The sequence below is a fragment of the Sulfurimonas marina genome (genome assembly GCF_014905095.1).
Lineage (GTDB): Bacteria > Campylobacterota > Campylobacteria > Campylobacterales > Sulfurimonadaceae > Sulfurimonas > Sulfurimonas marina.
Genome location: NZ_CP041165.1, coordinates 2,128,560 through 2,152,192, shown reverse-complemented (window position 1 = coordinate 2,152,192; position 23,633 = coordinate 2,128,560). Strand labels below are relative to the sequence as shown.

At 35.2% G+C, this 23,633-nt stretch carries 27 protein-coding genes; 20 read left to right on the top strand and 7 right to left on the bottom strand.

From position 1 onward, the window contains the following. Window positions 1-51 precede the first annotated feature (51 nt). Window positions 52-261: a hypothetical protein gene (locus FJR03_RS10985; RefSeq protein ID WP_193113543.1), complete on the top strand. Its 210-nt coding sequence runs from the start codon at window positions 52-54 to the stop codon at window positions 259-261. Window positions 262-271: 10 nt separating this feature from the next. On the opposite strand, the gene FJR03_RS10980 is transcribed toward FJR03_RS10985, so the two are convergent. The 4 genes from FJR03_RS10980 to FJR03_RS10965 form a co-directional block, all read right to left on the bottom strand. After that, the gene (locus tag FJR03_RS10980) at window positions 272-1,051 is read right to left on the bottom strand and encodes a CheR family methyltransferase (protein ID WP_193113542.1); all 780 of its coding nucleotides are present in this window, start codon (window positions 1,049-1,051) and stop codon (window positions 272-274) included. Then, window positions 1,051-1,632 (bottom strand): CheB methylesterase domain-containing protein, encoded by a 582-nt coding sequence (locus tag FJR03_RS10975; RefSeq protein WP_193113541.1) that lies wholly within the window; start codon window positions 1,630-1,632, stop codon window positions 1,051-1,053. The genes FJR03_RS10980 and FJR03_RS10975 overlap by 1 nt, the downstream gene beginning before the upstream one ends. Continuing rightward, window positions 1,613-3,256, bottom strand: a complete 1,644-nt coding sequence (locus FJR03_RS10970) for a methyl-accepting chemotaxis protein (protein ID WP_193113540.1) — start codon at window positions 3,254-3,256, stop codon at window positions 1,613-1,615. The genes FJR03_RS10975 and FJR03_RS10970 overlap by 20 nt, the downstream gene beginning before the upstream one ends. Before the next feature lie 80 nt (window positions 3,257-3,336). Next, on the bottom strand, window positions 3,337-3,888 hold the full coding sequence (locus tag FJR03_RS10965) for an RBBP9/YdeN family alpha/beta hydrolase (protein WP_193113539.1): 552 nt from the start codon (window positions 3,886-3,888) through the stop codon (window positions 3,337-3,339). An 81-nt stretch (window positions 3,889-3,969) separates the two neighbouring features. Between FJR03_RS10965 and FJR03_RS10960 the strand changes: the two genes are divergently transcribed. The 17 genes from FJR03_RS10960 to FJR03_RS10880 all read left to right on the top strand — a co-directional run bounded on the left by FJR03_RS10960 (window position 3,970) and on the right by FJR03_RS10880 (window position 19,436). After that, window positions 3,970-4,269 carry an HvfA family oxazolone/thioamide-modified RiPP metallophore gene (locus FJR03_RS10960; RefSeq protein WP_193113538.1) on the top strand — a complete coding sequence of 100 codons (300 nt, stop codon included), beginning with the start codon at window positions 3,970-3,972 and terminating at the stop codon, window positions 4,267-4,269. 24 nt (window positions 4,270-4,293) lie between these two features. Then, the gene (locus FJR03_RS10955) at window positions 4,294-4,734 is read left to right on the top strand and encodes an HvfX family Cu-binding RiPP maturation protein (protein WP_193113537.1); all 441 of its coding nucleotides are present in this window, start codon (window positions 4,294-4,296) and stop codon (window positions 4,732-4,734) included. A gap of 2 nt (window positions 4,735-4,736) precedes the next feature. Further along, window positions 4,737-6,431, top strand: coding sequence for an FMN-binding glutamate synthase family protein (locus FJR03_RS10950; protein ID WP_193113536.1), 1,695 nt, complete (start codon window positions 4,737-4,739; stop codon window positions 6,429-6,431). Between the two features lie 51 nt (window positions 6,432-6,482). Then, complete coding sequence (locus tag FJR03_RS10945) at window positions 6,483-6,971, top strand: gluconate 2-dehydrogenase subunit 3 family protein (protein WP_193113535.1); 489 nt, start codon at window positions 6,483-6,485, stop codon at window positions 6,969-6,971. Then, window positions 6,971-8,623 (top strand): GMC family oxidoreductase, encoded by a 1,653-nt coding sequence (locus tag FJR03_RS10940; RefSeq protein WP_226962126.1) that lies wholly within the window; start codon window positions 6,971-6,973, stop codon window positions 8,621-8,623. Before FJR03_RS10945 ends, FJR03_RS10940 begins: the two co-directional genes overlap by 1 nt. Beyond that, window positions 8,620-8,907, top strand: coding sequence for a heavy-metal-associated domain-containing protein (locus FJR03_RS10935; protein WP_193113534.1), 288 nt, complete (start codon window positions 8,620-8,622; stop codon window positions 8,905-8,907). Before FJR03_RS10940 ends, FJR03_RS10935 begins: the two co-directional genes overlap by 4 nt. Before the next feature lie 203 nt (window positions 8,908-9,110). Beyond that, on the top strand, window positions 9,111-9,509 hold the full coding sequence (locus FJR03_RS10930; RefSeq protein WP_193113533.1) for a prepilin peptidase: 399 nt from the start codon (window positions 9,111-9,113) through the stop codon (window positions 9,507-9,509). Beyond that, window positions 9,506-9,787: a hypothetical protein gene (locus FJR03_RS10925; protein WP_193113532.1), complete on the top strand. Its 282-nt coding sequence runs from the start codon at window positions 9,506-9,508 to the stop codon at window positions 9,785-9,787. Before FJR03_RS10930 ends, FJR03_RS10925 begins: the two co-directional genes overlap by 4 nt. A 14-nt stretch (window positions 9,788-9,801) precedes the next feature. After that, on the top strand, window positions 9,802-11,571 hold the full coding sequence (locus tag FJR03_RS10920) for a hypothetical protein (protein ID WP_193113531.1): 1,770 nt from the start codon (window positions 9,802-9,804) through the stop codon (window positions 11,569-11,571). Between the two features lie 2 nt (window positions 11,572-11,573). Beyond that, window positions 11,574-12,767 carry a CpaE/TadZ family protein gene (locus FJR03_RS10915; protein ID WP_193113530.1) on the top strand — a complete coding sequence of 398 codons (1,194 nt, stop codon included), beginning with the start codon at window positions 11,574-11,576 and terminating at the stop codon, window positions 12,765-12,767. Continuing rightward, window positions 12,758-14,326: a TadA family conjugal transfer-associated ATPase gene (locus FJR03_RS10910; RefSeq protein WP_193113529.1), complete on the top strand. Its 1,569-nt coding sequence runs from the start codon at window positions 12,758-12,760 to the stop codon at window positions 14,324-14,326. Before FJR03_RS10915 ends, FJR03_RS10910 begins: the two co-directional genes overlap by 10 nt. A gap of 83 nt (window positions 14,327-14,409) precedes the next feature. Beyond that, on the top strand, window positions 14,410-15,255 hold the full coding sequence (locus FJR03_RS10905) for a type II secretion system F family protein (RefSeq protein ID WP_193113528.1): 846 nt from the start codon (window positions 14,410-14,412) through the stop codon (window positions 15,253-15,255). Continuing rightward, on the top strand, window positions 15,252-16,091 hold the full coding sequence (locus tag FJR03_RS10900) for a type II secretion system F family protein (protein WP_193113527.1): 840 nt from the start codon (window positions 15,252-15,254) through the stop codon (window positions 16,089-16,091). The genes FJR03_RS10905 and FJR03_RS10900 overlap by 4 nt, the downstream gene beginning before the upstream one ends. A 13-nt stretch (window positions 16,092-16,104) precedes the next feature. Then, a complete protein-coding gene (locus FJR03_RS10895; RefSeq protein WP_193113526.1) occupies window positions 16,105-16,992 on the top strand; it encodes an SAF domain-containing protein in 888 nt (295 codons plus the stop codon). Further along, the gene (locus FJR03_RS10890; RefSeq protein ID WP_193113525.1) at window positions 16,964-17,416 is read left to right on the top strand and encodes a hypothetical protein; all 453 of its coding nucleotides are present in this window, start codon (window positions 16,964-16,966) and stop codon (window positions 17,414-17,416) included. The genes FJR03_RS10895 and FJR03_RS10890 overlap by 29 nt, the downstream gene beginning before the upstream one ends. A gap of 12 nt (window positions 17,417-17,428) precedes the next feature. Then, complete coding sequence (locus FJR03_RS10885; RefSeq protein WP_193113524.1) at window positions 17,429-19,135, top strand: pilus assembly protein N-terminal domain-containing protein; 1,707 nt, start codon at window positions 17,429-17,431, stop codon at window positions 19,133-19,135. Between the two features lie 106 nt (window positions 19,136-19,241). Further along, window positions 19,242-19,436, top strand: a complete 195-nt coding sequence (locus FJR03_RS10880; RefSeq protein ID WP_193113523.1) for a hypothetical protein — start codon at window positions 19,242-19,244, stop codon at window positions 19,434-19,436. A gap of 31 nt (window positions 19,437-19,467) precedes the next feature. Here FJR03_RS10880 and gltX read toward each other — a convergent pair whose 3' ends face one another. Next, window positions 19,468-20,853, bottom strand: a complete 1,386-nt coding sequence (gene gltX / locus FJR03_RS10875; RefSeq protein WP_193113522.1) for a glutamate--tRNA ligase — start codon at window positions 20,851-20,853, stop codon at window positions 19,468-19,470. Between the two features lie 93 nt (window positions 20,854-20,946). Between gltX and FJR03_RS10870 the strand changes: the two genes are divergently transcribed. Both FJR03_RS10870 and FJR03_RS10865 read left to right on the top strand, forming a co-directional pair. Continuing rightward, complete coding sequence (locus FJR03_RS10870) at window positions 20,947-21,789, top strand: peptidylprolyl isomerase (RefSeq protein ID WP_193113521.1); 843 nt, start codon at window positions 20,947-20,949, stop codon at window positions 21,787-21,789. Beyond that, window positions 21,779-22,222, top strand: coding sequence for a deoxycytidylate deaminase (locus tag FJR03_RS10865; RefSeq protein WP_193113520.1), 444 nt, complete (start codon window positions 21,779-21,781; stop codon window positions 22,220-22,222). Before FJR03_RS10870 ends, FJR03_RS10865 begins: the two co-directional genes overlap by 11 nt. Before the next feature lie 6 nt (window positions 22,223-22,228). Here FJR03_RS10865 and FJR03_RS10860 read toward each other — a convergent pair whose 3' ends face one another. Next, window positions 22,229-23,182, bottom strand: a complete 954-nt coding sequence (locus FJR03_RS10860; protein ID WP_193113519.1) for an NAD(P)-binding domain-containing protein — start codon at window positions 23,180-23,182, stop codon at window positions 22,229-22,231. A gap of 70 nt (window positions 23,183-23,252) precedes the next feature. Next, window positions 23,253-23,603: an arsenate reductase (glutaredoxin) gene (gene arsC / locus FJR03_RS10855; RefSeq protein ID WP_193113518.1), complete on the bottom strand. Its 351-nt coding sequence runs from the start codon at window positions 23,601-23,603 to the stop codon at window positions 23,253-23,255. Between the last annotated feature and the right edge of the window lie 30 nt (window positions 23,604-23,633).

Below are 23,633 nucleotides of genomic sequence, written 5' to 3'. Positions count from 1 at the left end.
ATTTTTAATAGTGCTATAATAGAAAAGATAGAAACTATTAAGGAGGATGTTATGCAAGTAAAACAATACCTTTTTCAATCCCCTTATTCTAGTCCTGTACAGTTTGGTAGAGTTGACCCTTCAACGAAAGACTCATCACAGGGAGATACAAAACTTTTAAACTCTACGAATGAAACAGCGAATAAGGCACAAGCTTTTCAGGCTACACAAACAAAAGAGGTTACCCCTACCGTGAGTGGAAAGTTAGACGTTTACGCGTAAAGATCAACTTTTAAAAAAGATCTGCATGTCCAAAGAAGATCTTTTTGCTTTGATCTTTTTGCATTGAGCGGAGCACTTCAACTGCTTTTTGTTTTGTATCTGCATCAAAATAGATCAGCATATTGCGTGAAAAAATATAGTCAAACTTTTCTAAACTTTTGAATCTTTCTTCAAAAATATTAAAAATATGAAACTCTACAAGTTGTTTGATGTCGCTTTTTAACTGGAAGCTCTCCCCCTCTTGTATAAAGTAACGTTGTTGCAGCTCTTCAGATAAATTTCTTACATTGCGTTCTCTGTAATTTGCCTTTTTTGCTCTGTCAATCGCATCAGAGTTAATATCTATTCCAATGATTTTAAATTTGTTGCTTGCTACTCCCGATTCTAAAAGTGCTATAGCAATTGAATAGCTTTCCTCTCCCGTAGCACATGGTGCACATAAGATTCTGACAGGATGACTCTCTTGTTTTATAAGGGAGACCAGTTCAGCTATCTGGTTAAACTCTCTATAGAAAAATGTTTCATTGGTAGTGAGTCGGTTAATAAGTTCCTGTTTAAGAACTTTATCCTGAGATATCTTGTTTAATAGCTCTTTATAGGAATATATATTGTTGTTTTGACAAAAACTTTTAGCTTTTGAGTTAAGAATAGAGATCTGCTTGTCAAAAGTAACACCGGTAAGTTCTTTAAAGTATTCTGCTACGATTGTAACATCAGAAAAATCTTCTTTATGCTCTTGATATACAGGTGTTTCAGTTTGTGTCTTTTTAGGAAATAACCAACTTAACATTATCTCTCTCCAAAAATTTGTATAGCCTCAATAATTTTATCAAGATCCAGGACATTTATATTTACAACAGACTCTTTCGCCCGAGCAGGAATCCCATAGACTATAGCTGTTTTTTCACTCTCAGCTATACACTTAACACCATGCTGGGCAAGGAGTTGACATCCCTGTACACCGTCATCTCCAATCCCTGTTAATAAAATAGGAAGAAGTTTATGTGTAGCGGTAATCTCACTTGCCGAACTGAAAAGATGATTGATTTCAGGGTTAAAGTGTGCCTTTTCTGAATGCACTACCTGGAACTTTAAACCGTTTGAATCTTTCAATATGCTTGAATTGTTTGTGGCTATATATATGCACCCTTGCATAAGTGTTTGTCCATCTTCACACAGCATAATCTTATGGTTTGTTTTGAGTGAAAGTCTTTTGACAAAACTTGGAAGAAACTCTTCACCCATATGTTGTGCAATGACAATACTAAAGGGTAGGGGTTCTTCCAAAGAGGATAGGATTTTTTCTATATGCGCAGGACCTCCAGTAGAGGCCCCTATTAGCACAATTTTATTATGTTCTAAAAACTTCAAGCTTACTGTTTAACTCTTCTGTCATTGAATTAAGATGTTCAGCAGCTGCTGCAATCTCTTCAACATTTCTTGCATTGGTACTTGAGATCTCATTAATAGAAGATACTTTCGTCGCAATAGCATCTACGCTTTTTCCTGTCGCTTCAAAATCAGATACTGTAGAATCTGTTGCTTGAACTGCCAGTTGTACAATCTCAACACTTTCATTGATCTTATCTTCAACTTCTGAAGCTGCAATTGCTAAGGCCTGAATCTCTTGAGAGTTCTCACTCATTTGCGTACTTGCATCTATAATAGACTGTACAATAACATTTATAGTAGCGTTGATCTCTACCAGTGATTTTTGTGTACGCTCTGCAAGTTGTCTAACTTCATCGGCAACTACTGCAAAACCACGTCCATGCTCCCCTGCACGAGCCGCTTCAATGGCAGCATTGAGTGCTAGCAGGTTTGTCTGATCTGCGATATCACTAATTACTTCAAGTACAGATTTTACTTGATTTGCATCGCTAGAGAGTGTGTTCATTCTATCTGAGAGTTCTATCTCTGTTTGTGCAGTTTGCTGTACTTTTGCATTCATAGATCTTACATCGTTGCTTGCAGATGTTAAGTTCTTATTTGCACGAATGATCTCTTTTTTACTCTCAACTGCATCGGAGATAGATAGTTGAATCTCATCACGGATTTTTTCAGCTGTATCGTTTGCCTCTTGTGTAACCGTTACAGATTTTTCAACATTGTTCCCTACTCCTAATGCAGTTGTTGAAAGCTCATGTGCAATCGAAGCATTTTCATTTGAAGAGCGCTTCGTATTATCTATAAGTGCATGAAGCTCTTTTGTGAAAGTATTGAATCCGGTTGCAATCTCATTTATCTCTTGCGGTGCATTCGTATCAACTTTAAGAGTAAGATCATGGTTCTGTGCAATTTGCAGCATCGCTGATTTAAACTTTTCCAACGGTTTTTTTAGTCCAACCATAATGATAAAATAAGCGATGGCTATACTGACAAGAATAGAAATAATTAGTATAGTACTCATTAATGTAGATGAATTCTCCAGTGCTGCTATTGATGATTCAGATAGCTTTTGTGTCCCCGCTAATCCTGCTTTATTCACTTTTTCAACAGAATCTAATGCAGCTAGAGCATACATAGTCGCTTTTTTATTAAGAGCTGAGATCTCTGCATTTTTATCGATCTCTAGTTCGCTATTTTCATTTTGTTTATATAGCTTTTCAAGTCCATCACTTACTTGTTGATAAGCAGCAAGTTTCGCCTCAACATCCGGCAGTTCTTTTTTAAGAGCTTTTAAACGAGGGTATTGCATAGCATGTGCTTTTAATGCTTCTATCTCTTTAAAAATTGTTTCAAAACTTCTGTCGAATTGTGCTTTGCTTGCAATATCCCCAGCACCTAATTTAATCATACTGATTCTTGCTTTTGCAAAATCTCTTTCTAGTAAACTTGCTAGTGCTACTTCCTGAATATAGGCATCATTCAGAACTTTTGAATTAGAAGTGGCATTTGCCATATTATTGATGGCAACGATACCCATCATAATCATAGCTGCTAAGATCAACGTGAAACCTAAACTTATTTGTTTACTCAGGCTTAGTGAAAACATTAATAATTCCCTTTTATTTTTAGATGTGAGATTTTACATTATCACTATTAAATCTTATTGAATAGTGATAGTGAAAGGTATTAGAACGTTTCTTTAATTTTTTCTTGAACGTCTTCTAAAATCCATTCCCATTTCCCAAAATTACTATGGGTATTAATATGTCCCGCATTATGAAGCACTATAGTTCTTACATCGAGCTCTTTTTGTAATGTTTCCGCTTCTTCTATTTTCATATAGGGGTCATTTGTAGAATAGATGAGTGTTGTATCTTCTGCATAAAGTTTGTTTGGAACGCTAACGGGAAAAAACTCTTGAAGCTCTTGAATTTCACAGTTTAAACTAGGGGGTGCAACGAGGTAGAGATGTTTTACCGTAGATGTAAGGCCTTGATTACATAAATGAAACCATAAAGTATTTGCTAAAGAGTGACAAATTACAATATCAGGCTTGAACTCTTTTATAGCTTGAAGTGCTTCTATTCTCCATTTTTCAAGTTTAGGTGCATCGAAATCGCTGAATTTTAAAAAGTTTACACATCCGTACTCTTTTGCTATTTCACTTGCCAACCAGCTTTGCCAGTGGGGAAAGTCACTTCCGCCCCATCCATGTAAAAGTAATACTTTTTTATACACATCAAACCTTTTATATAATCTACACAAATCCTACACACAAAAATTATACAATGTTTTTAACTTAATACAAAAGGATACAAAATGAAAAGAGTAGGATTAATGAGTTTAGTCGCTTCGGCAATGTTATTTGTAGCGTTTGGTGCTACTACATTAAGTGCGGAAAATGGCATGGGAAAATGTGGTAACGGTAACATGGAAAAAAGGGAAATGAAGCGTGACGGTAAATGCGGTAACAGTAATATGATGAAGCGTGATGGCAAATGTGGTAACGGTAACGGGATGATGGACAACAGAGAGATGAAGCGTGACGGCAAATGCGGTGCGAAGAAAAAAGAGTCTAAAAAAAGTATGAAATGCGGTGCAGGAAAATGTGGATCGTAACACCTGCACTTTGAGGAGTAGATTATGCTTATCAAAGATGTATACCTTGAATTTTCGAGACTTGCTGAATATCTCAAGTCTCTGTCATTATTGTTCGCAAGGTTGATACTTGCATACGGTTTTTATGAACCGGCTATGATGAAGTGGAGTGATATCTCGGCCGTTGCTGAATGGTTTGGTACTATTGGGATACCAATGCCCACATTAAATGCTTATATGGCAGCAACTACTGAGATAACAGGAGTTGTCTTGTTAACATTGGGACTCTTTACAAGAGCTATTTCGATACCGTTAATTGTTATTATGATCGTAGCTATCATTACAGTGCATCTGCCACATGGTTTTAGTGCAGGAGATAATGGTTTTGAGATTCCTCTTTATTATATGTTGTTTTTATTTATCTTTTTATCCCATGGAGGTGGAAAATTTTCATTGGATAACATGATTTTCGGAGATAAAAATTAATTATGGAAGCGTTATTAGAGTTTACTCATAAGATAGGAGCTGTTGAGTTTCCTATCTTGATGTTTTTATTAAAAGCATTTTTAGTGCTTTTTATAATAATATCTATTGTTTTATTTGTGTATGACAGATATATACAAAGGGAAGATCAACTATTGATTAACTATCCTCTTATAGGTAGGTTGCGTTATATTTTTTATGCTTTACGTGATCCAATGCGCCAATATTTCGGTGATGAAAAATTTTACGATTCATTCGATAAAGTGAAATGGGTTTACAATGCCGCAGAGGGGAAACCTGTTTATACATCATTTTCCCCTTCACAACCAATAAAAAACACAAAATTCGGGATAAAGAATGCAAATATTGTCTTGGATAGTGATGAGGTACAAAAAGATTTTAGTGTTACATTTGGCAGGGGATTGAAACACCCTTTTACAACGCGCTCAATTTTTGGTCGTAGTGCCATGAGTGACGGTGCTATCTCTCCGGAGGGGACACGAGCATTTGCAAAAGGGGCATACATCGGTGGATTTCCGATAAATACGGGAGAGGGAAGTTTAACATCCAACTTTTTGTATACCCATAAATTTACTAGAGAGTGCAAGTTTTTTGAAACATTTGAAGGGACTTTTTTTGCAAAATCTGTGTATATAGTGGTGAAATATATGATCAATCACGCTTTAGCGCAGAAAGTTTATAAACATCTAGTTGTTTATTCACAAGCACCGGATAGTTATCTTTTTGACAAAGAGGAACTTGTTTTTTACAGAGTAAACTGGAATGCTGAATTTGAAGCGTTTCCAAAAGAGGTCCCAGACGATATCCCCGATATTATTTTTCAAATGGGAAGCGGACTCTACGGCGTACGAGACCAAGATAAAAACTTTTCTAAACAAAGATATCAAAAAACAATGAGTTTCTGTCGTATGACAGAGATTAAAATAGCACAAGGAGCCAAACAAACGGGAGGTAAATTGCTTGCAACCAAAGTGAGCCCGGAAATTGCATATTATAGGGGTGTAGAGCCGTATAAAGATCTTTTTTCTCCGAATCAATTTCCCTTTGCCCACACAATAGAAGAGTTATTCACATTTATAGGATATTTAAAAAGTTTATCTAATAAACCGGTAGGGATTAAGATTGTAGTATCAAGTCAGGAAGATTTTGAAGTGTATGTGAAACTGATTCAGAAAAATATTGAGGATAAAACACAAAACTATCCAGACTTTATAACTATTGACGGTAAAGAGGGTGGTAGCGGAGCAGCACCTTTAGAGATGATGCTTAATGTAGGTATGGGGATTGTAGAAGCTTTAGAGTTGGCAGATAAAACTTTACATGAGTATGGAGTAAGAGAGCAAGTAAAGTTGATTGCCAGTGAAAAAGTTTTAACACCTGATGATGCAGTGATATTATTTGCTATGGGAGCTGATTATGTTGCAATAGCACGGGCATTTATGATGAGTGCAGGATGCATACGTGCAAGGGAATGTTCAGGTGCAAACGGCAGAGACTGTCCTGTTGGCTTAGCTACTCAGAACAAACGAAAAAGAGCATCATTTTTAGTAGAAAAAAAAGCACATAATATTGCAAATTATCATGCACAATTAGTGCACGGTGTACGTTCACTTTTAGCAATAATAGGGCTAAAAAATATAGAACATTTGGATAAAAGTCATTTGATGTTTAAAAGATAAAAGTAAGTAAAAGAGAATGTAATTATATAAAAAAGGTATATAATAATTGATATGAATAATTCAAGAAGAAAGTTTTTACAATACGGCTTTTTAAGCTCTTCGGTTTTTTTGTTTAACGGATGTACTCTTTTTGGCGTTACTACACCCTATGCAACGATTAAAGTACTCCAAAACGATCTTGTGCCACAGGCTGAAGAGTTAGAGATCCATGTGATCTCATATATGCATATTGTCTTCAAGCATAAAAGAATCGCAAAAAGCGATAAAGAGTTTTTAAAAAACGGTGTGAAATGGTTGAATGAAGAATCGATCAAATCTTATCACAAAGAGTATGTAAAACTTGCAAAACATCAACGTGAATCTTTATTGCAGAGCATTGCAAAAACTTCGTGGGGTGAAAGTTTTCTGTATGATATTATGAATTACACCTTTGAAGCGATGTTAGGTGACCCGATCTACGGCGGAAATAATAAACAAGCCGGTTGGAAATGGTTAGAGTTTCAAGGTGGCATCCCCCGTCCAAAAAAGGTGTATATCTGATGTATGATATTTGTATAGTCGGAAGTGGAGCCGGTGGTGCTCCGATCGCGTATGAGCTCTCACGTGCAGGGTATAAAGTTATTGTACTTGAAAAGGGTGAGTACTACAGTGAAAAAGATTTCAATAAAGATGAATTGGCCGTATCGAGACGGGAGATGTTTACACCGCCGCTAAGTGAACAAAAACATATCATTAATGAATATAAAGATGGGCAGTATAATCGTTATGACGGGGCTGAATATAACTGGAATTTTTGGAACGGTTCTTTGGTTGGAGGCTCTTCTAACTTAATGAGTGGTTATTTTCATAGACTCAAACCGCAAGATTTTAAACTGCTCTCAACTTATGGTGCAATAGAGGGTGCAAATATTGTCGACTGGCCCATATCGTATGAAGAGTTAGAGCCTTACTATGACAAAGTGGAAAAAGTTATAGGGGTGAGCGGTAGAGTGGTTGCACATAAGTTTCAAGAGCAGCGGACAACTCCGCAGTTTCCATTTCCAGATCTGAAAACAAACGGTGCCGTAAAATGGTTTGATCGTGCGTGTGATGCTTTAGGTTACACCTCTATCCCGACACCTCGCGCTATCCTTTCTCAAGATTCCTTAGAGCGCAACAGCTGTTACTATTCAAACTTTTGCGGAAGTTATGGATGTGCCAGCGGAGCAAAGGGGAGTGCAAGGGCTGCACTGCTGCAGAAATGTGATGCAAAGATAGTTACAGATGCTTTTGTGTATCGCTTGGAGAGTGATGGGAAGAGGGTGAATAAAGCGTACTATAAAACAAAACACAATATTACCCACGTGGTAAATGCGAAGATATTTGTATTGGCAGCTCAAGCGATCGAGACATCAAGATTGCTACTCAACTCAAAAGATAAGTACTTTCCACACGGTTTGGCCAATAACAATAACCAAGTTGGAAAAAATCTTATCTTCTCTGCCGGTGGGATGGGAAGCGGACGCTTTATTTTTGAAAAGCTTTCAAAACAACAGCAACAAGAGTTGATGGAGGTTGGAGTCTTTTTTAACAGAAGTCTGCAAGACTGGTATGAGTATAAAGAGGGTGAAAAGTTGTATAAAGGGGGGACGATCGACTTTTTATTTGAACATCAAAATATTATATCCCGTGTCAATCAAGAAGTGTATGATGACAAGGGTAATCTAATGTGGGGTGAGGCCTTGATGGAGAAAATCCATAAAAGACTCACAACCTCCCGTGTTTTGACATTTGAAGTTTTTAACGACTGGTTGCCTACCGACAGATGTTTTGTAGATGTTGATAAAGAGGAGAAAGATAAATACGGTATGCCCGTAGGTGTTATCAATCTTTATGGACATAAACAGGATATAGAAGTGGGTGAGTTTTTGGCAAAAAAAGCCCTCAACGTTTTAGAAAAGATGGGCGCCGTTGAGATAGAGTATAACATCTCAAGTGCTCCGCCGCCTAACTTAGTTGCCGGAGGATGTAGATTTGGAGATGACCCGAACACCTCGGTTCTTGATCGCAACTGTAAGGCCCATGAACTAGAAAATCTTTATGTAAGCGATGCGAGTTTTATGCCGACAGGGGGAAGCGTACCTTATACATGGACCATTTATGCAAACTCTTTTCGAGTGGCGGAGCAAATTAAAAAGGAGATGAAAAAATGAAACAAACGTTTCAAGTTGAAAATGTAAAGTGTGGTGGATGTGCAAACACACTCATAACAAAATTAAAAGAGGATTTCGGTGAAGTTGAGGTAAATCTTGATGTATTGCCAAGAGAGATAAGTTTAGATATTAAAGATGAAAATATTGAAACGTTAAGAACGGCATTAAAAAAGCTTGGATATCCAATGAGTGATGAAAAACTTAGTTTTATTGACAGTAATGCTACCAAAGCAAAAAGTTTTGTATCTTGTGCAGTCGGAAAGTTCGAATTAAAAAATAAATAAGTATTTATTATATATAATCGAATAGATAATTGATGAATAAAATAACAAAAAATTATCATTTTTTTTAATTTGTGTAAAATAACAAAAAAAGTTAGATAATAATACCTTATTTAAGTTGATTTCAATTTAAGTTAAGGTTCCCTCTCCTATAATCACATTTATATCACAAAATATTATAAAACTTTAATTTTAATTGGAGTCTCTTGCTATTAAGTTTTTTTATATTTATTGCAAGCATTGTCTCCTATATTGATTATAAAAAAAGATTGATACCGGATAAGATTATTATTCCTGCAATACTATTTATTGGTTTATTAAAGTGGAGTAATGAGACTCTGGTAATGACGGACTTCATAGCCGTAGGGTTAGTAGTTTTTATCTTTATAATACCGATACTCTTTGGTATGGTTTTTGGTGGTGGAGATATAAGGTTTGGTGCTTTTTGCGCACTATTTTTGGGCTTAGAACAAGTTGGTGTTTTTATAGCACTCTCAGGAGTGATACACCTATTAATTTTAGCTTTGTTACATAGAAAATCGTTTGCCTTTGCACCGGCAATGAGTTTGGCAGCACTTAGTGCATATATGATAGGGATTTTATGAGAAACGCTTCGGCAGCATTAGTACCATTGTTGATCGCTGTGATGGCTATATTTTGGTTTATAGCTTTTATGGGGGGTGCAAATGAAAACCTTCATGATGTAAATGATGCCACAAATTTACAGCATCTTCAAGAGAAACTTTTGATATCTGCTGTCCGTTATAGACATAAAGTTGAATCTGAAGCAAAAGAGCAGGGACTTACTTTAAGTGAAGATGAGATCAATCAAAAAGTTGATGCCTATATTGAATATATTATGGTTTCAAATAACATAGAATAAAGGGGAGAGTGAAGTTGAAAATAAAAGCGATAATATTGTCAATGATAGTTTTAGGTACAACTTTGTTAGCAGAGAAAACAGATACAACTGTGACATTTGGAAATGAAACTTATTTTGGGGAAGATAAGTATGGGAACAGTTTGTATGATCAAGAAGTTTCTATAAAAACAACAAATTTTAAAGTAAAACATTTTTGGACAAAATTCTCATGGAATGGTTCCGGTTCTGAAGAAACAAATTTTGATCTAATTGCTACTTCTGGAAAAGTACGTGTAAATGTAGAGAGTAGTTATGCATGTGAAGATGGGGGACTTGATTCTCAGGGGTGTTCGGGACAAAAACCTTTCTTGATCAATCAAGGTATTTTAAATAATCCCGATATGCAGTTAGACGGTATAGGTAACCCACTTCCAACAGGAGAATATAGAATCCCTTTTGATGCTGCTTTAAACTATAACTCAACAAATAATGATGCATTTTATGCACTAGATGTATTTAGAGATGGAAAATATTATAGTGAAGGTACTGCAGAAGATGCTGCAAGTGAAAAGCCAACAACATTTTTTGGATACCTTGTATCGATGTTTACCAGTTTTTTCTCAAAAGATATTAATACATATACGACAGGAAGTGAGTCTCCAGAGCAAAGAAACAGATATATAGCAAATATCACTTTTGGACATCAAAAAGAGTATCTTCTTGAAAAAGAGAGTGCTGTTTATACAAATGAAATAAATACAGCAGATAGTACAAAACGTGTTTCATTACTTGATTATAACTCTCAGATTATAGAAGAGACAACAGGATGTAACGGATTGTTTTTTAGTTACGATCCTGACTCTTTAACATGTAAAGGGATCAGCTTTTTTGGTCTTTCAATGTTTATGCCATTCATTAATAATGAGACAAACATCAAAGTAAAGTCTGATTCAGTTGTAGAAGATACGGAAACAACTCTCTTAACACTTGCAGGCAACTTGGATGGGCATAACTATCTTAGTGAGAAAACACAATTAGATGCTACTAGTGGAAAGACAACGGTAGTATCTGAACTTTTTAAACCAATTACATTTATGGCAAGTTCTATGTTCAGGTTTTTCTTTGGGGAAGAATCTAACAATATTACTGAAATGGTTTCAGCCGAATTTGATTTTATAAATCCGATGCCCCTTACATTTATAGAGACAAATGGTATAAAGGTAACAGATTTTAAACATTTTTCTTTACTAGGCCTAGAAAGTATTTACGGAACGGAAGTGGAATCATGTACTGTGCAGTCAAGTGGTAGTTTTTTTATCATGTCATGGCCGTCAGGCAAACAAACTTTTACAAAAGGTATAGAGACAAATACAGAGTTTGATATGGATGACGGTGGTTTTTTCAGTAGCTTTTTTGGCAGTAGTGGAAGTGATGCTTATTCGGAACTAAATGTAACGACAAAAACTGTTTGGTTTAGTACACATGACATTGTAAATGTATCTACAGACGATTGGCTTGACTGGTGTAAGCGTAATCAAGGGGAGCAGAAAAAAGGTCTTTTCGAGACTATTTTTAATGCCTTTACAAGTTTTACAAGCTTTTTACAAGGAACGAGTGAGGGTGGAGAGACATATGATGCACAACTAGACAACCTCTTAAGCGATGAAGGATACAGCGTATATGAGTATAAAGAAAAAGTGCATAAAGGCTTGATTTTACATCTTAAAGAGGTAGAAGGATTTTCTCCTGGCTCAGCAGGGACAACATCAACATATAAATTATTAGATATTAAAAGAGGCGAGTAAAGATGGTTATAGCATATGTTTCACCAAATCATGAGGAGTGTTGTTTTGATCTCCAGGATGAATATACAGAACTGCAAAACTTTCCAAATATTGAAGAATTTATAAGCTTCTATGCAGCTAATAGAAATCGTGATATTGTTTTACTATACAAAGTGGAAAATTTAGAAGATATCCAAGCTCTTGAGACTATGAACTTTTCAAACAATGTATATATGATTGTTATTGGGAAAGATGATGTTGCTTTCTCATTATTAGCCGGAAAACTAGGTGTAGATATTTATCTTAATTATGAACAGATAGATTCTGATGATATTATTCAATATATTACAAATTCCCAGAATGTAATTAAACAAAGAAAGGGGAACAGTAATGTTTCTGTCTTTACAGGTATCAATGGTGGTGTAGGAACAACAACGATTACTATGAATCTTGCAAAAACGATAGCAGATGAGCATTTAGATAAAAATGTATTGTTTTTGGATTTTACAGATACAAAAGCTATCTCAAATCTTTTTTTTGATGTTATTCAACCCTCTAAAACTATCATAGATATTGCTAGTACACAGAGTCTTGATGTAGATGAACTTTATAATCATGGTCTGATCAAATTGAGCAATAATCTTTTTTTTGTTCCTGGTATTCAAAAACATACAGATAAAGAGGAGTTTGGACGCACTGAAAATATTCAAGTATTTCTGAACTTTATTATGCAGATTAAAGAGCTTTTTGATTTTATTTTAATCGATGTAGGTGTGTTTAAAGACCAAGATTTGGAGATTGATATTCAAGAGTTGGCAGATGATATTTTTGTAATTACAGAGTTTAATATACCATCGATGTCAATACTTAAAACATATATAGATATTATTGACCGAAGCGGTTGGTATAACAAAGCGCATATTATTGCAAATCGTGCTGATGCTTATGGAAGTGTAACGCACGAAGAGGCTAAAAAGATTTTATCAAAAGGGTTAAAACATAACTTTGAGATAGCACATTCACTTCCTAATGATGCACTTCATTTAAGAGAGTGTTGGAATGAAGCAAAGTTAGTGTGTGACGTATATCCTGAAGCACCTTTTATGGAAGGGCTCAGAGTGATGATCAATAAATTTTTTATCTTTGATAGAGAAGTAACACAGATAGAAAAAGTGCATAACAAATCTATTTTTTCAAGGGTTAAAGAGTGGCTTTAAGAGAAAAAATAAGAGGCTTTTCAAACGCTTTAGAGAGTGATGTTGAAGCAAAAGTTCCAGAAGAAGATATAGTTGTTGATGACTTGTCATGTACAAGTTTTTGTTTTCCGCTTTTATATAGAGATGAACAATATTATGAGCTTGCTTGCCATATATATGATAGATTTATAGAGAAGTTAAATGTAAAAGCTGAACTTACAGAGAAAATGGTACGAGAAGTTGTTTTAAAGCATATCAGTGAGTTTAGTATCCCAAAAACATCTTTAAAGGGTGAGATTGCAGACTTTTTAATTGATAATCTTTTGTATTATGGACCAATTACAACAATCGCACGTTTAGCTGGTAATGGTTTAAATGATATTATTGTTAATACAAAAGACTATATAGATGTGATTTATGAAGGACAGACACTTACGACACCGTTTCGTTTTAGAAGTGAAGAGGATTTAAGGAAAATCATCTCCCGTATGCTCAATGAGTCAAATAGAAAAGTTGATGAATCCTCTCCTATTGCTTCAGCAAAACTTCCAGATGGTTCCCGTATAGAGATACAAATTCCACCAATTGCAGCAAATATTGATAAAGATGGTAATCCGGGTTCTTACGTAACTGTAAGAAAGTTTCGTGAAATCCCTTTATTGTTTGAGAGTTTGATAGATTCTCATATGATTGATCTTAAAATGGCATACTTTTTGATCAAAGCGGTTAAAGGGAAACTAAATATTGTAGTTTCGGGCGGGACATCAAGCGGTAAGACCACTTTTTTAAATGCAGTTACGCGTTTTATTGATGAGAGAGATCAGCTTTTAACTATTGAAGATACAAAAGAGATGAAGCCGCAGTTACCATGCCACTCTATCCGTTCTTTTGAAGCACGTCCCGAAAACGAAGAGGGTGCAGGTGCAGTTACTATTGAAACCCTTTTACGTACAGCACTCCGTTCAAGTCCAAGGAGAATCATTGTTGGAGAGTGTCGTGGACCAGAGATTGTAACAATGCTCAATGCAATGAATACTGGACATCCGGGTTCAATGACTACAATTCACGCAGATGATACTAAAGAAGCTATTGTAAGGATAGAGAATATGTTTCTTGAAGCTCGTCCTACGGCAAATATGAATTTTGTTCGTTCACAAATTATCTCTGCAGTTGATCTAATTGTTCAGATTGTCCGTTTCCCGGATGGAAGAAGACGTATAGTTAAAATATCAGAACCTGAGAAAAGGGTTGAAGATAACGGTGTTGTGTCAATGCTTGATGTATTTGAATTTTCTCGTGTGATTAACAATGATAATCCAATGGATTCTTCCGGAAACTTTAAAGTCGTTTCTGCTTCAACAAGAGCTGTAAATAAGATGCTGCAACATGGTGTAGTACTTGAAAATCGTATTTTTGATAATGATTTTGTTGTGACGAAAGAGATGATTATCAAAGAGTTAAAAGATTTTCATCCAAGTAGAATGTGTGGTTGGAAAACCAATTATATGAATGAGATTGTTCAAGCATCATTTGGTGGTACAAAAAATATTTTAGAAAGATGGCCAAACCTGCAATCATGAGTTACATAGAAATATTTGCTTTATTGGTTTTAAGTGCTAGCGGTACCATGTTACTGTATATCTTTTATACACAGTACCAAAGAATGATGCATTTAAATTATGTCAAAGATGTTGTTTTTTCTAAAGATTCTGAAGTTGAGGCTTTATTGAATGCAGCAAAAGAGAAAAATGATAAACAGTCATTATGGGCAAAATTACGTGCATACCTTTTTTTGGGTGGTATAAAAATATCTATAGAGTTATTTTTAATTTTTGTACTGATGTTTATAGTAATAGTAGATTTTTTACTTGTTTTATTTTTACAACATTGGTCAGGATTTATTATAGGTACACCAATCGCATTATTACTCACATATATGTTTCTTAAAATGGTTATAAGACGTAGAAAAAAAGAGTTTAACAGAGCTTTAGCTGTAGCTATTTCAGTTCTTGTAAAGATGATGAAAAACGGTATAGGTTTTGAGCAGGCGCTTTTTAAGTCAATTTCTGTTTCAAGTTCAAAGCTTTTAAAAGAGGTATTTCAAGATTTTTTTCAAGAAAAAAATACAGTAGGTGAAGTACAAGCTTTTGAAAATATGTATAAACATGTTGATTCAAAAGAGTTAAAGATCTTTGCACTTGCCATCAAAATTGGTAGAGAAAGTGGTGGTCAGTTCTCAAATACATTGGCTAAGGTTGAAGAGACGATAAGTTACAGAAAAAAGATGCAAGATAAAGTTGATGTTTTAACAAGGGAAGGGAACTTTGGTTCTTATGTAGTAGTGGGTATTGCAATTCTTTTATATTTTATATTAAACGGTAATTTTGATGGAAAAATTCATCAGTACTTTATGGAATCAGAATTTGGAAGATTTCAATTGCTAGGAATCATGATATGGGTCTTTTTAGGGATGCTTGCTAATAGTTTTATTACAAAGGTAGATAAATGATAGGGGGACTTGCATTAGCTTTGTTGTTTGTATCGATCCTGGTTATCGGCTTTGGAATTTTTTGGCTGATCAAGATCAGATATAAACACTATAAGCTTATAGAATATATTTTTCAGTTGGATAATGCAAATTCTGTAATGAATAAAGTGGAAAACAGTAAAAAGGCTGAATTTAAAGTAAAACTGACTCGTGCAGGACTTACAAGAAAAGAGTTTAATGAGATTTTAATAGCTTCAGTTTTAGCAGGGGCTTCAATTATTGCGCTCCCGTTTATTTTAGATATGGGACAACTATTTACTATTTTGCTTGTAATTATAGGTATGGGAATAATGGGTCTAGCTCCTTTTTTATATATAGATGAACAGATGAAAGCAAGAATCAAAAGAATCGATAACGATCTTGCTGTTTTTATTGATCTGCTAATTATTATCTTAGAAGGTGGTGGGGGACTTAATAATGCCATAGATAAGGTTACAAGTGATGCGACGGAAGTTTTAGGTAAGGATCTTATTGAGGAATCTAAAATCTTTAAATATGAGTTTATTACTTATGGAAATGAAGTAGCATGTAGAAACCTTGCTTCTAGAACAGGTTCTGAAGCGATAGCGTCAATTGCCGGTTTTATGCGTCTATCTGAAGAAACAGGTATCGGTGTAAAGTCAGTTTTTGAAAATCAGGCCGTTGAAATTAAACAAAATGAGATCTTAGGTATTGAAAAAAAAGCAGCAACGATGAATATAAACATCACATTTATTATGTTTCTATTTATTTTACCTGCAGTGATAGCAATGGTTGCATTTCCGATGGCTGCAGATGTGTTGATGCCGGGATTTTAATAAAAGGGGAATTATGAAAAATAAACAGATGAGAATGGTGGTACTAATTTTAATTGGTTTAGTACTTTTTACAACATCACTTGCTTTATTGATGTACTCAAAGCAGAGTGCACTTGAAAATCAAGTGAACAAAGTAAAGTTTGTTGAAATATTTGTTACAACAAGAGATATTCAAAAAGGGGAACTTTTAAGTGCAAATACTATTAAAAAAGCAAAGTTACCTCAAGAGTATCTTGTAGGGATGCCCTTAACGGCAAGTGAAATTATAGGAAGATATGCAGTTGTAGATATATTCAAAAATGAGCCGATCCGTGAGCAGAAAATAGCACTCGTCAAACCGCAAGAACAAAACAGTAGTGTAGTGATAAAAAGTAAAGTACAACAAGAGAAACCTGAGTTAAAAGATGAAGTATTTGATACTGTTTCAATTCCAATATCTGTTTTTAAAAATATAGATACATCACTTAGAAAAGGGGATAAGATAGATATTGTTTCTGTCGAAAATACTCAAAAGGGTCGTGAAATCGATTTTAAAACAAAATATATTGCTCTAAATATTACTATAGACTCTTTTGTAGCTAATGGAAAAATGACAAACAGTTATCTCTCATCATATGTGGAAGGTAAACCTGTATTTGCACAAAATATTATTTTAGAGATCTCTCCAAAAGATATAAAAAACTTTTTAATGCTTTACTATAAAACACAAGCACTTAACGGTAACCGAGTTTATAATACAAAAGGTAATAGTGGACACCTATGGATTGTAAAGTGTTCTAAAGTACAAGATGAAGATATCCAAAAGAAAAAAGAGAAGATGTTGGCAGATTATGTTGCTACAGTAAAGCAAAGAAGAGCTATAAAACGTTTAGATGAGGCAAGTATCTCTTATGAACAATAAACGTTTATTTAGAAACGGTAGTTTAGGATTACCGCAAATTATGGCGACACTTTTAGTTGTGTTGCCGACTTTAGCTTTTATTGTAGTAATTTTACTTGATTATTGGTCGGCTATGCAAGCAGATTATAAACTTAAATTGATTGCAAATCTTACATCTGATTTTTTGATATCAAGAGAAGATTTACGAGATTTTAGTGATAGTGCAGATTATGACAACTATTTAACTAGAGTCAATTCACTCTGTCCAAATCAAACAAATATAACTTTTCCTACACCAGTAAATGCTGCTAACAGTGGGGAGATAGATGTAACAGTGCAATACACATATACTGGAACATATTTAAAAAATAAAACTATAACAACGCAGATGAATACATATTCATATGTTGACCAAAATGGATCTGTAGTTATTACATGTGAATAAGGGGAAAATGGAATGAAGAAAATTTTAGCGTTAGTGTTTTTAGCGATAAGTATGCAACTTTACGCAAATGATTTGGTTGTATTTGATAATGAATATAATATAGTGCCATTGCATAAAACTATAAAAAAAGTAGTTGTCGGTAATAAAGATATGATTAATGTCTCTTTACTCAAAGGTGAAGGCTCTAGTAGATTTTTAAAGATATTTGGTAAAGAAACAGGGACAACATCTATACTGTTAGTTTATAGAGACGGCAGCATGCAAAATTATCATGTATATGTGAACAAAAACTTAGGGTACATACAAAAGATGGTTAACTTTATTGAACCTAGTTTGAGGCTTAATAAAGTAGGGGACGGCTCAACAGTAATGACTGGAACTTTTAAAGATCCTCACAATAAAAACAGAGTTTACAAGCTTCTTGAAAATGCAGGAGTCGATCTTAACACAACAATGGATCTGACAGAGACAAATAAAGTAAATAAAATGATTAGAACTAAGCTTTATTTGGTTGAGATTAACAATAAAAAAGCAAGAGATCTTGGTGGAGTGACAGGACTGGACTTTTTTAGTAAACATAGTGGATTATCTATAAATTCAGCAGCAAGCAATTGGGCAACTTTTAGTGGATGGCTTTTAGATGAGACTGGAAGATTTACTGCTTCAACTGGAACATCTGTAACAGGGATGTTGAACTTTTTGGAAGAGAAGGGGATAGGTAAAATTTTAGATGATACCGTGCTAATCTCAACCGAAGATAAAAATGCTTCGTTTCGTGTAGGTGGTGAAGTATATATACCTGTAGGGATGACGCAAAATGCAGGATATGCACCAACAATCAATGTAGCGGAAAGAGAATACGGTTTGACATTGGTATTAAATACAAAGTTTATGGAAAAAGATGGCTATATGTATATCGATGTAGACATTAAAGATAGTGAATTCGATACAAATAAAGAGCATGATGTACAGCTGGGGGACAATATATTCGTACCCTCCTTTGTAAGTAAAAACATTAAGACAAATGTTGTTGTTAAATCTGGACAAGTGATTGCACTTGGAGGACGACTCCATTCAGAGGATGTTGATCAAGAAGAGAAACTTCCACTTCTTGGAGATATTCCTGTAGTTGGAGACTTTTTTACCCATTCGGTAAAAAGTACTCAAGGGAATGATCTTCTTTTCTTCTTAGTCCCTGAAATAGTTGACGCAAACGAAAATGTAGATGACAGACGATACTATAGAGATTTTACAAACAATAGTACTAAACTGCACGATACACTTTTAGATATGGATAGCACTATAGAAGTTCAAAAAGAACCTTTGGCAGTTAAAAACGATACTGTTGTAATACAACAGCCTGTAATTGTAGAGGAGCAAAATACAACTATAAACGATGAGGTTATACCCGTAATTGAAGAGGAGGAAAAAGAAGCTGTTTCAGAGGATATTATTGAAGTTTCCGAAGAGGAGAATAAAAAAGTAGAGGAAACTGGTATATATGAAGTGAATATCGAAAACATTTATGTACGTGATAATCCCTCAACGACAGACTCTCAAAAAGTCTCAGTTTGGAAAGCGGGACATAAATTTAAAGTGGGCGATGAAAAGCTAATAGATGGGATTGAATGGTTAAAGATCGATGAAGATTGTTTGACAGAGTGTGAGAAGTTAGAAAATAGTTTATGGATCTCAAAAAAATACACAAATAAATTATAATAAAATATAATAATAAAACTAAGCAAATTCTATTTGTATATTATAATTTTTTGTGATACAATAATCACAATATTGTCATAATATTATCACAAAAAAAGGAGTAGACTTGAAAAAGATTTTCAAGCGTTTAAAGTCTCAAAAAGGGATGAGTGGAGTTTTAGTTGCATTACTTTTAGTTGTAGTGGGTGTTGGCTTAGTAGCAGGGTTAAATACATATTTAGATACTAGAAAAAGTGATATTCAAACAGCTGCAGATGCATCATTTACTAGTGCCGGTGTTACACCAACAGCTGTTCCATAAACAATTATAAGAGAGTTTTTACTCTCTTATTTTACAAAGAGTCTAAAAAGCTCTCTATCCTTTTTAAACTTTCCTCTTTTCCAATCACAGACATAATCACATCAAGACCAGGTCCACCCATTTTCCCAAGCATAGCTATACGTAATGGTTGCCCGATTTTACCAAAACCGATCTCCATCTCGTTTACTACAGCTTCTATTAGGTGATGATACTCTGTAGGCATGTGGATACCTTCAGCCGCGATAAGTTTAGCTTTGAAGTTCTCGATAATTGCAGAAGTATCTGCTTTTACAGCTTTTTTCATAGCTTTTTCATCGTAACTTGTAGGAGTCGCAATGATCTCTTTTGCTTGTTCACTTAACTCTTGAAGTGTTTTCGCACGCTCTTTAAGTGCATCGAGTAAGATCTCTTTTTTATCGTGAGATGTGAGTACGAGCTCGTAGTCATGTAACAGTTCTACAAGAGTTTCGTTACTCGTGTTTTTGATATAGTGAGAGTTTAGCCAGTCTAATTTTTCAGTATTGTAGATCGAAGCTGATTTATTGATATCTTTTGGATCAAAAAGCTCCATCATCTCTTCCATTGAGAAGATCTCCTGATCTCCATGACTCCATCCAAGACGTACTAAAAAGTTCAGCAGTGCTTCAGGAGTGTAACCCATCTCTTTGTAAGCCATAACATCGGTTGCACCGTCACGTTTAGAGAGTTTTTTCCCTTGTGAATTGTGTATCATAGGCACATGATAAAACTTCGGAATATCAAACCCAAGAGCCTCATACACTACGATCTGTTTTGGAGTATTTGAGAGGTGATCATCTCCGCGGATAACTTCGTTGATCCCCATTAAAGCATCATCAACAGCTACAACAAAGTTATATGTAGGGCTTCCATCAGATCTAGCAATAATGAAGTCATCTAAGATATCTTCCGCTTGAAAAGTGATATCCCCTTTTACACCGTCACGCACTATGATCTCACCTGTAATAGGAGCTTTAATACGGATAACCGGCTCAACACCCTCAGGAGGAGTCCCTTCAAAGTCACGGTATCTACCGTCATACTTTGCACGCTCTTTATTTGCCATTTGTGTTTCACGAAGCTCTTCTAGCTCCTCTTTAGTCATATAACACTTGTAGGCTTTTCCCTCTTCAAGGAGTTGCTCGATGTATTTTGCGTAGATATCGTCACGTTTACTTTGGTATGTTACCTCTCCATCAGCAACAAGCCCTAACCAGTTAAATGCTTTGAGGATCGCTTCCGTCGCTTCTTCAGAATTTCTAGCTTTATCTGTATCTTCAATACGTAAAACAAATTTTCCACCGTTTTTTCTTGCCCATAAGTAAGAAAAAAGTGCAGTTCTCAAACCACCAATGTGTAAGTATCCTGTAGGACTTGGAGCAAAACGAGTAACAACCATTTCTAAACCCTTTTATTTTTAAGTGCGTAATTTTAGGCTATTGTTGGTTAAAAATGGGTAAAATAACTCTCAATTTTAAATATATGGGTACTCATGAGAAAGATTTTATTTATTTTATTATTTGCAAGTTTTATAGAAGCGAAAGTATATGACGGTGTAGCGGTAGTTGTGAAAAATGAAGCTATCACTTTAGAAGATATAAAAAAAGAGATGAAAACTTCCCATACTGATGTAAAACAAGCGACAGATGTATTGATACGTCAAAAACTTGAAGCAGCTGAAATTGAGGAGAGAAAAATTGTAGTTTCTTCTTCAGAAGTGTATGATGATATTAAGCAGATGGCCTCAAGAAACAATATGAGCATCAGTGATTTTTATAATGCGGTAAGAGAAGCTAACGGACTAAGCTCTACAGAATTAAAAGAGAAGGTAAAACAAAAGCTTTTATCGCAAAAACTTTACAGTGCTATCGCTTATGCTTCAATGGATGAACCGAGCGATGAGGAGATCAATGAATATTATGAACTTCACAAAGAGGAATTTTCCCATCCTGCATCTTTTACGGTTGTGATCTATGATGCACAAAGTAAAGAGTTACTACAGGAAAAAGTTGATAATCCTATGTTTTACTCACCTGAGATTGCAACGAACGAACAGGTATTACCATATGAGAGAATTTCCCCTGAATTATCTTCGCTATTAAGCAGAACTCCTCTACACACTTTTACACCTGTTGTTCCAAACGGTAAAGGGGGCTTTATGAGTTTCTACATTAAGTCTGTAGAGTCTGCAAAAACAGCAGGAATCGCAAGTGTAAAGAACCAGATCATCAATGCAATTATGGCGGGGAAAAGGGAAGTTGTATTAAACGACTATTTCGCAAGGTTACGCGACAATGCGGATATTAACATCATTAGGATGCCTGATGATCAGTGATAAAAGTTTTATAAATATTGCAGTAGAGATAGCAAATGCTTCAAAGTGTGTTTCAAAACAAGTTGGAGCAGTGATCGTAAAAGACGGCAGAATCCTCAGCACGGGTTACAACGGTACACCTGCAGGATATATCAACTGTTGTGAACACTGGGAAAATGAATATACTTCTGATCATCATGAATGGAGTAAAACATACGAGATCCATGCTGAGATGAACGCAATTATCTGGGCAGCTAGAAAAGGGATCTCTATTGAAGGTGCAACTATCTATGTAACGCTTGAGCCTTGTAGTGAATGTAGTAAAAACCTTATCGCTTCAGGGATTAAAAGAATAGTGTATCTCAAACCGTATGAGCATACACACTCAGAAGTTATCTCTAAGTTTATACGGGATAACGGAGTGATTATAGAGAGATTAAAAGTAGAGCAGTAGCTATACTTAGCACTCTCTGTTTTGGATATGACAAGCGATTGCATATCCGTGGTTAAGCCCTAGTGCAATACTTCCTCCACTCTCTTGAGTGATGTCACCTGCAACAAAAAGACCCTCTATATTTGTTTCGTAATAATCATTGTGAACAGGTTTTCCATCCTCTTCTTGAATTCCTGAACTTGATAAAAAAGCACTTGGTGTTGTACCGCCGATAGCATAAATAACTCTGTCATATATATCTGTCGTTTCATCGCAGAAAAGCACTTTTACTTTACCGTTTTCATCTTCAAGTCCATCAATGTCGATGCCAAGGAGGGGATTGACCTCTTTGTGCATGATCGCATTTGAGATATCCCTTTGGTTTGTAGGGTTTGCACGTCTGAATGTCTCACGTCTATAGCAGATCGTAACATCGTTTTTAGCGCTTAGATCAACTGCATATTCAACAGCACTGTCTCCACCGCCAACTACCAAGATCTTTTCATTTTCACTACATTCATCTGTTGTATAGTTGATTTTTTTTCTGATACTTGGAGGAATTTTGTAAGATGGTTTGTTCGGTTTTCCCATACGTCCGATAGTTACCACTACATATTTTGCTTTGATACTGCTTCCGGCCATAAACACTTCAAAGTACCCATCCTCTTTTTTGATAGACTGTACCTCTACCTGAGTTTGGAGCTCAACCGAATGATTATCTAGGATCTCGTCAAAGAAATCTAAAGTAGATTCTTTAGTCCCGTCTATAAAGTAGATGTTTCCGTCAAGTTCAACTTTTTGCCCTTTCCATTCAACATCGACACGTTTGTTATCTTTGTAATATTTTCTGATTGTAGAGTTGTGTTTGATATCTTTTTCAAGTAAAACGATATCACGAATCCCTTGTAGGTAACTTTCAACAGCAGTCGCAATCCCAGCAGGCCCAGCTCCCACTATTGCTAAATTGTAGATTTTATCCATGCAACTCTCCTAGAAAAATTTTAGTTCTAGAAAAGTGTAGCATAATTATCGGTTAATCAAAACAATAGAATTATGAAAGAAGTTCAAGTGCTTTTTCAGGTGGTCTTGCGATCACTGCTTTGTCATTTTTTATCACAATAGGGCGTTCGATGAGCTTTGGATTTGCAACCATAGCATCGATCAGCTTCTCTTCATTGTTCTCGTCTTTTAGATCTAATTCTTTGTAGATATCCTCTTTTGTACGCATCATCTCTCTTGCAGAAACTCCTAACATAGAGAGTATGTTTTTAATCTCATCTTTTGTCGGTGTCTCTTCTAAATATTTTACAATCTCTTTTTCACATCCGTTTTCCTCTACAAGTGAAAGTGCTTGACGAGATTTTGAACATCGAGGATTGTGCCAAATTGTTATTTTCCCCATAATTATTCCTTTTTTTTATTGTAATTTTAC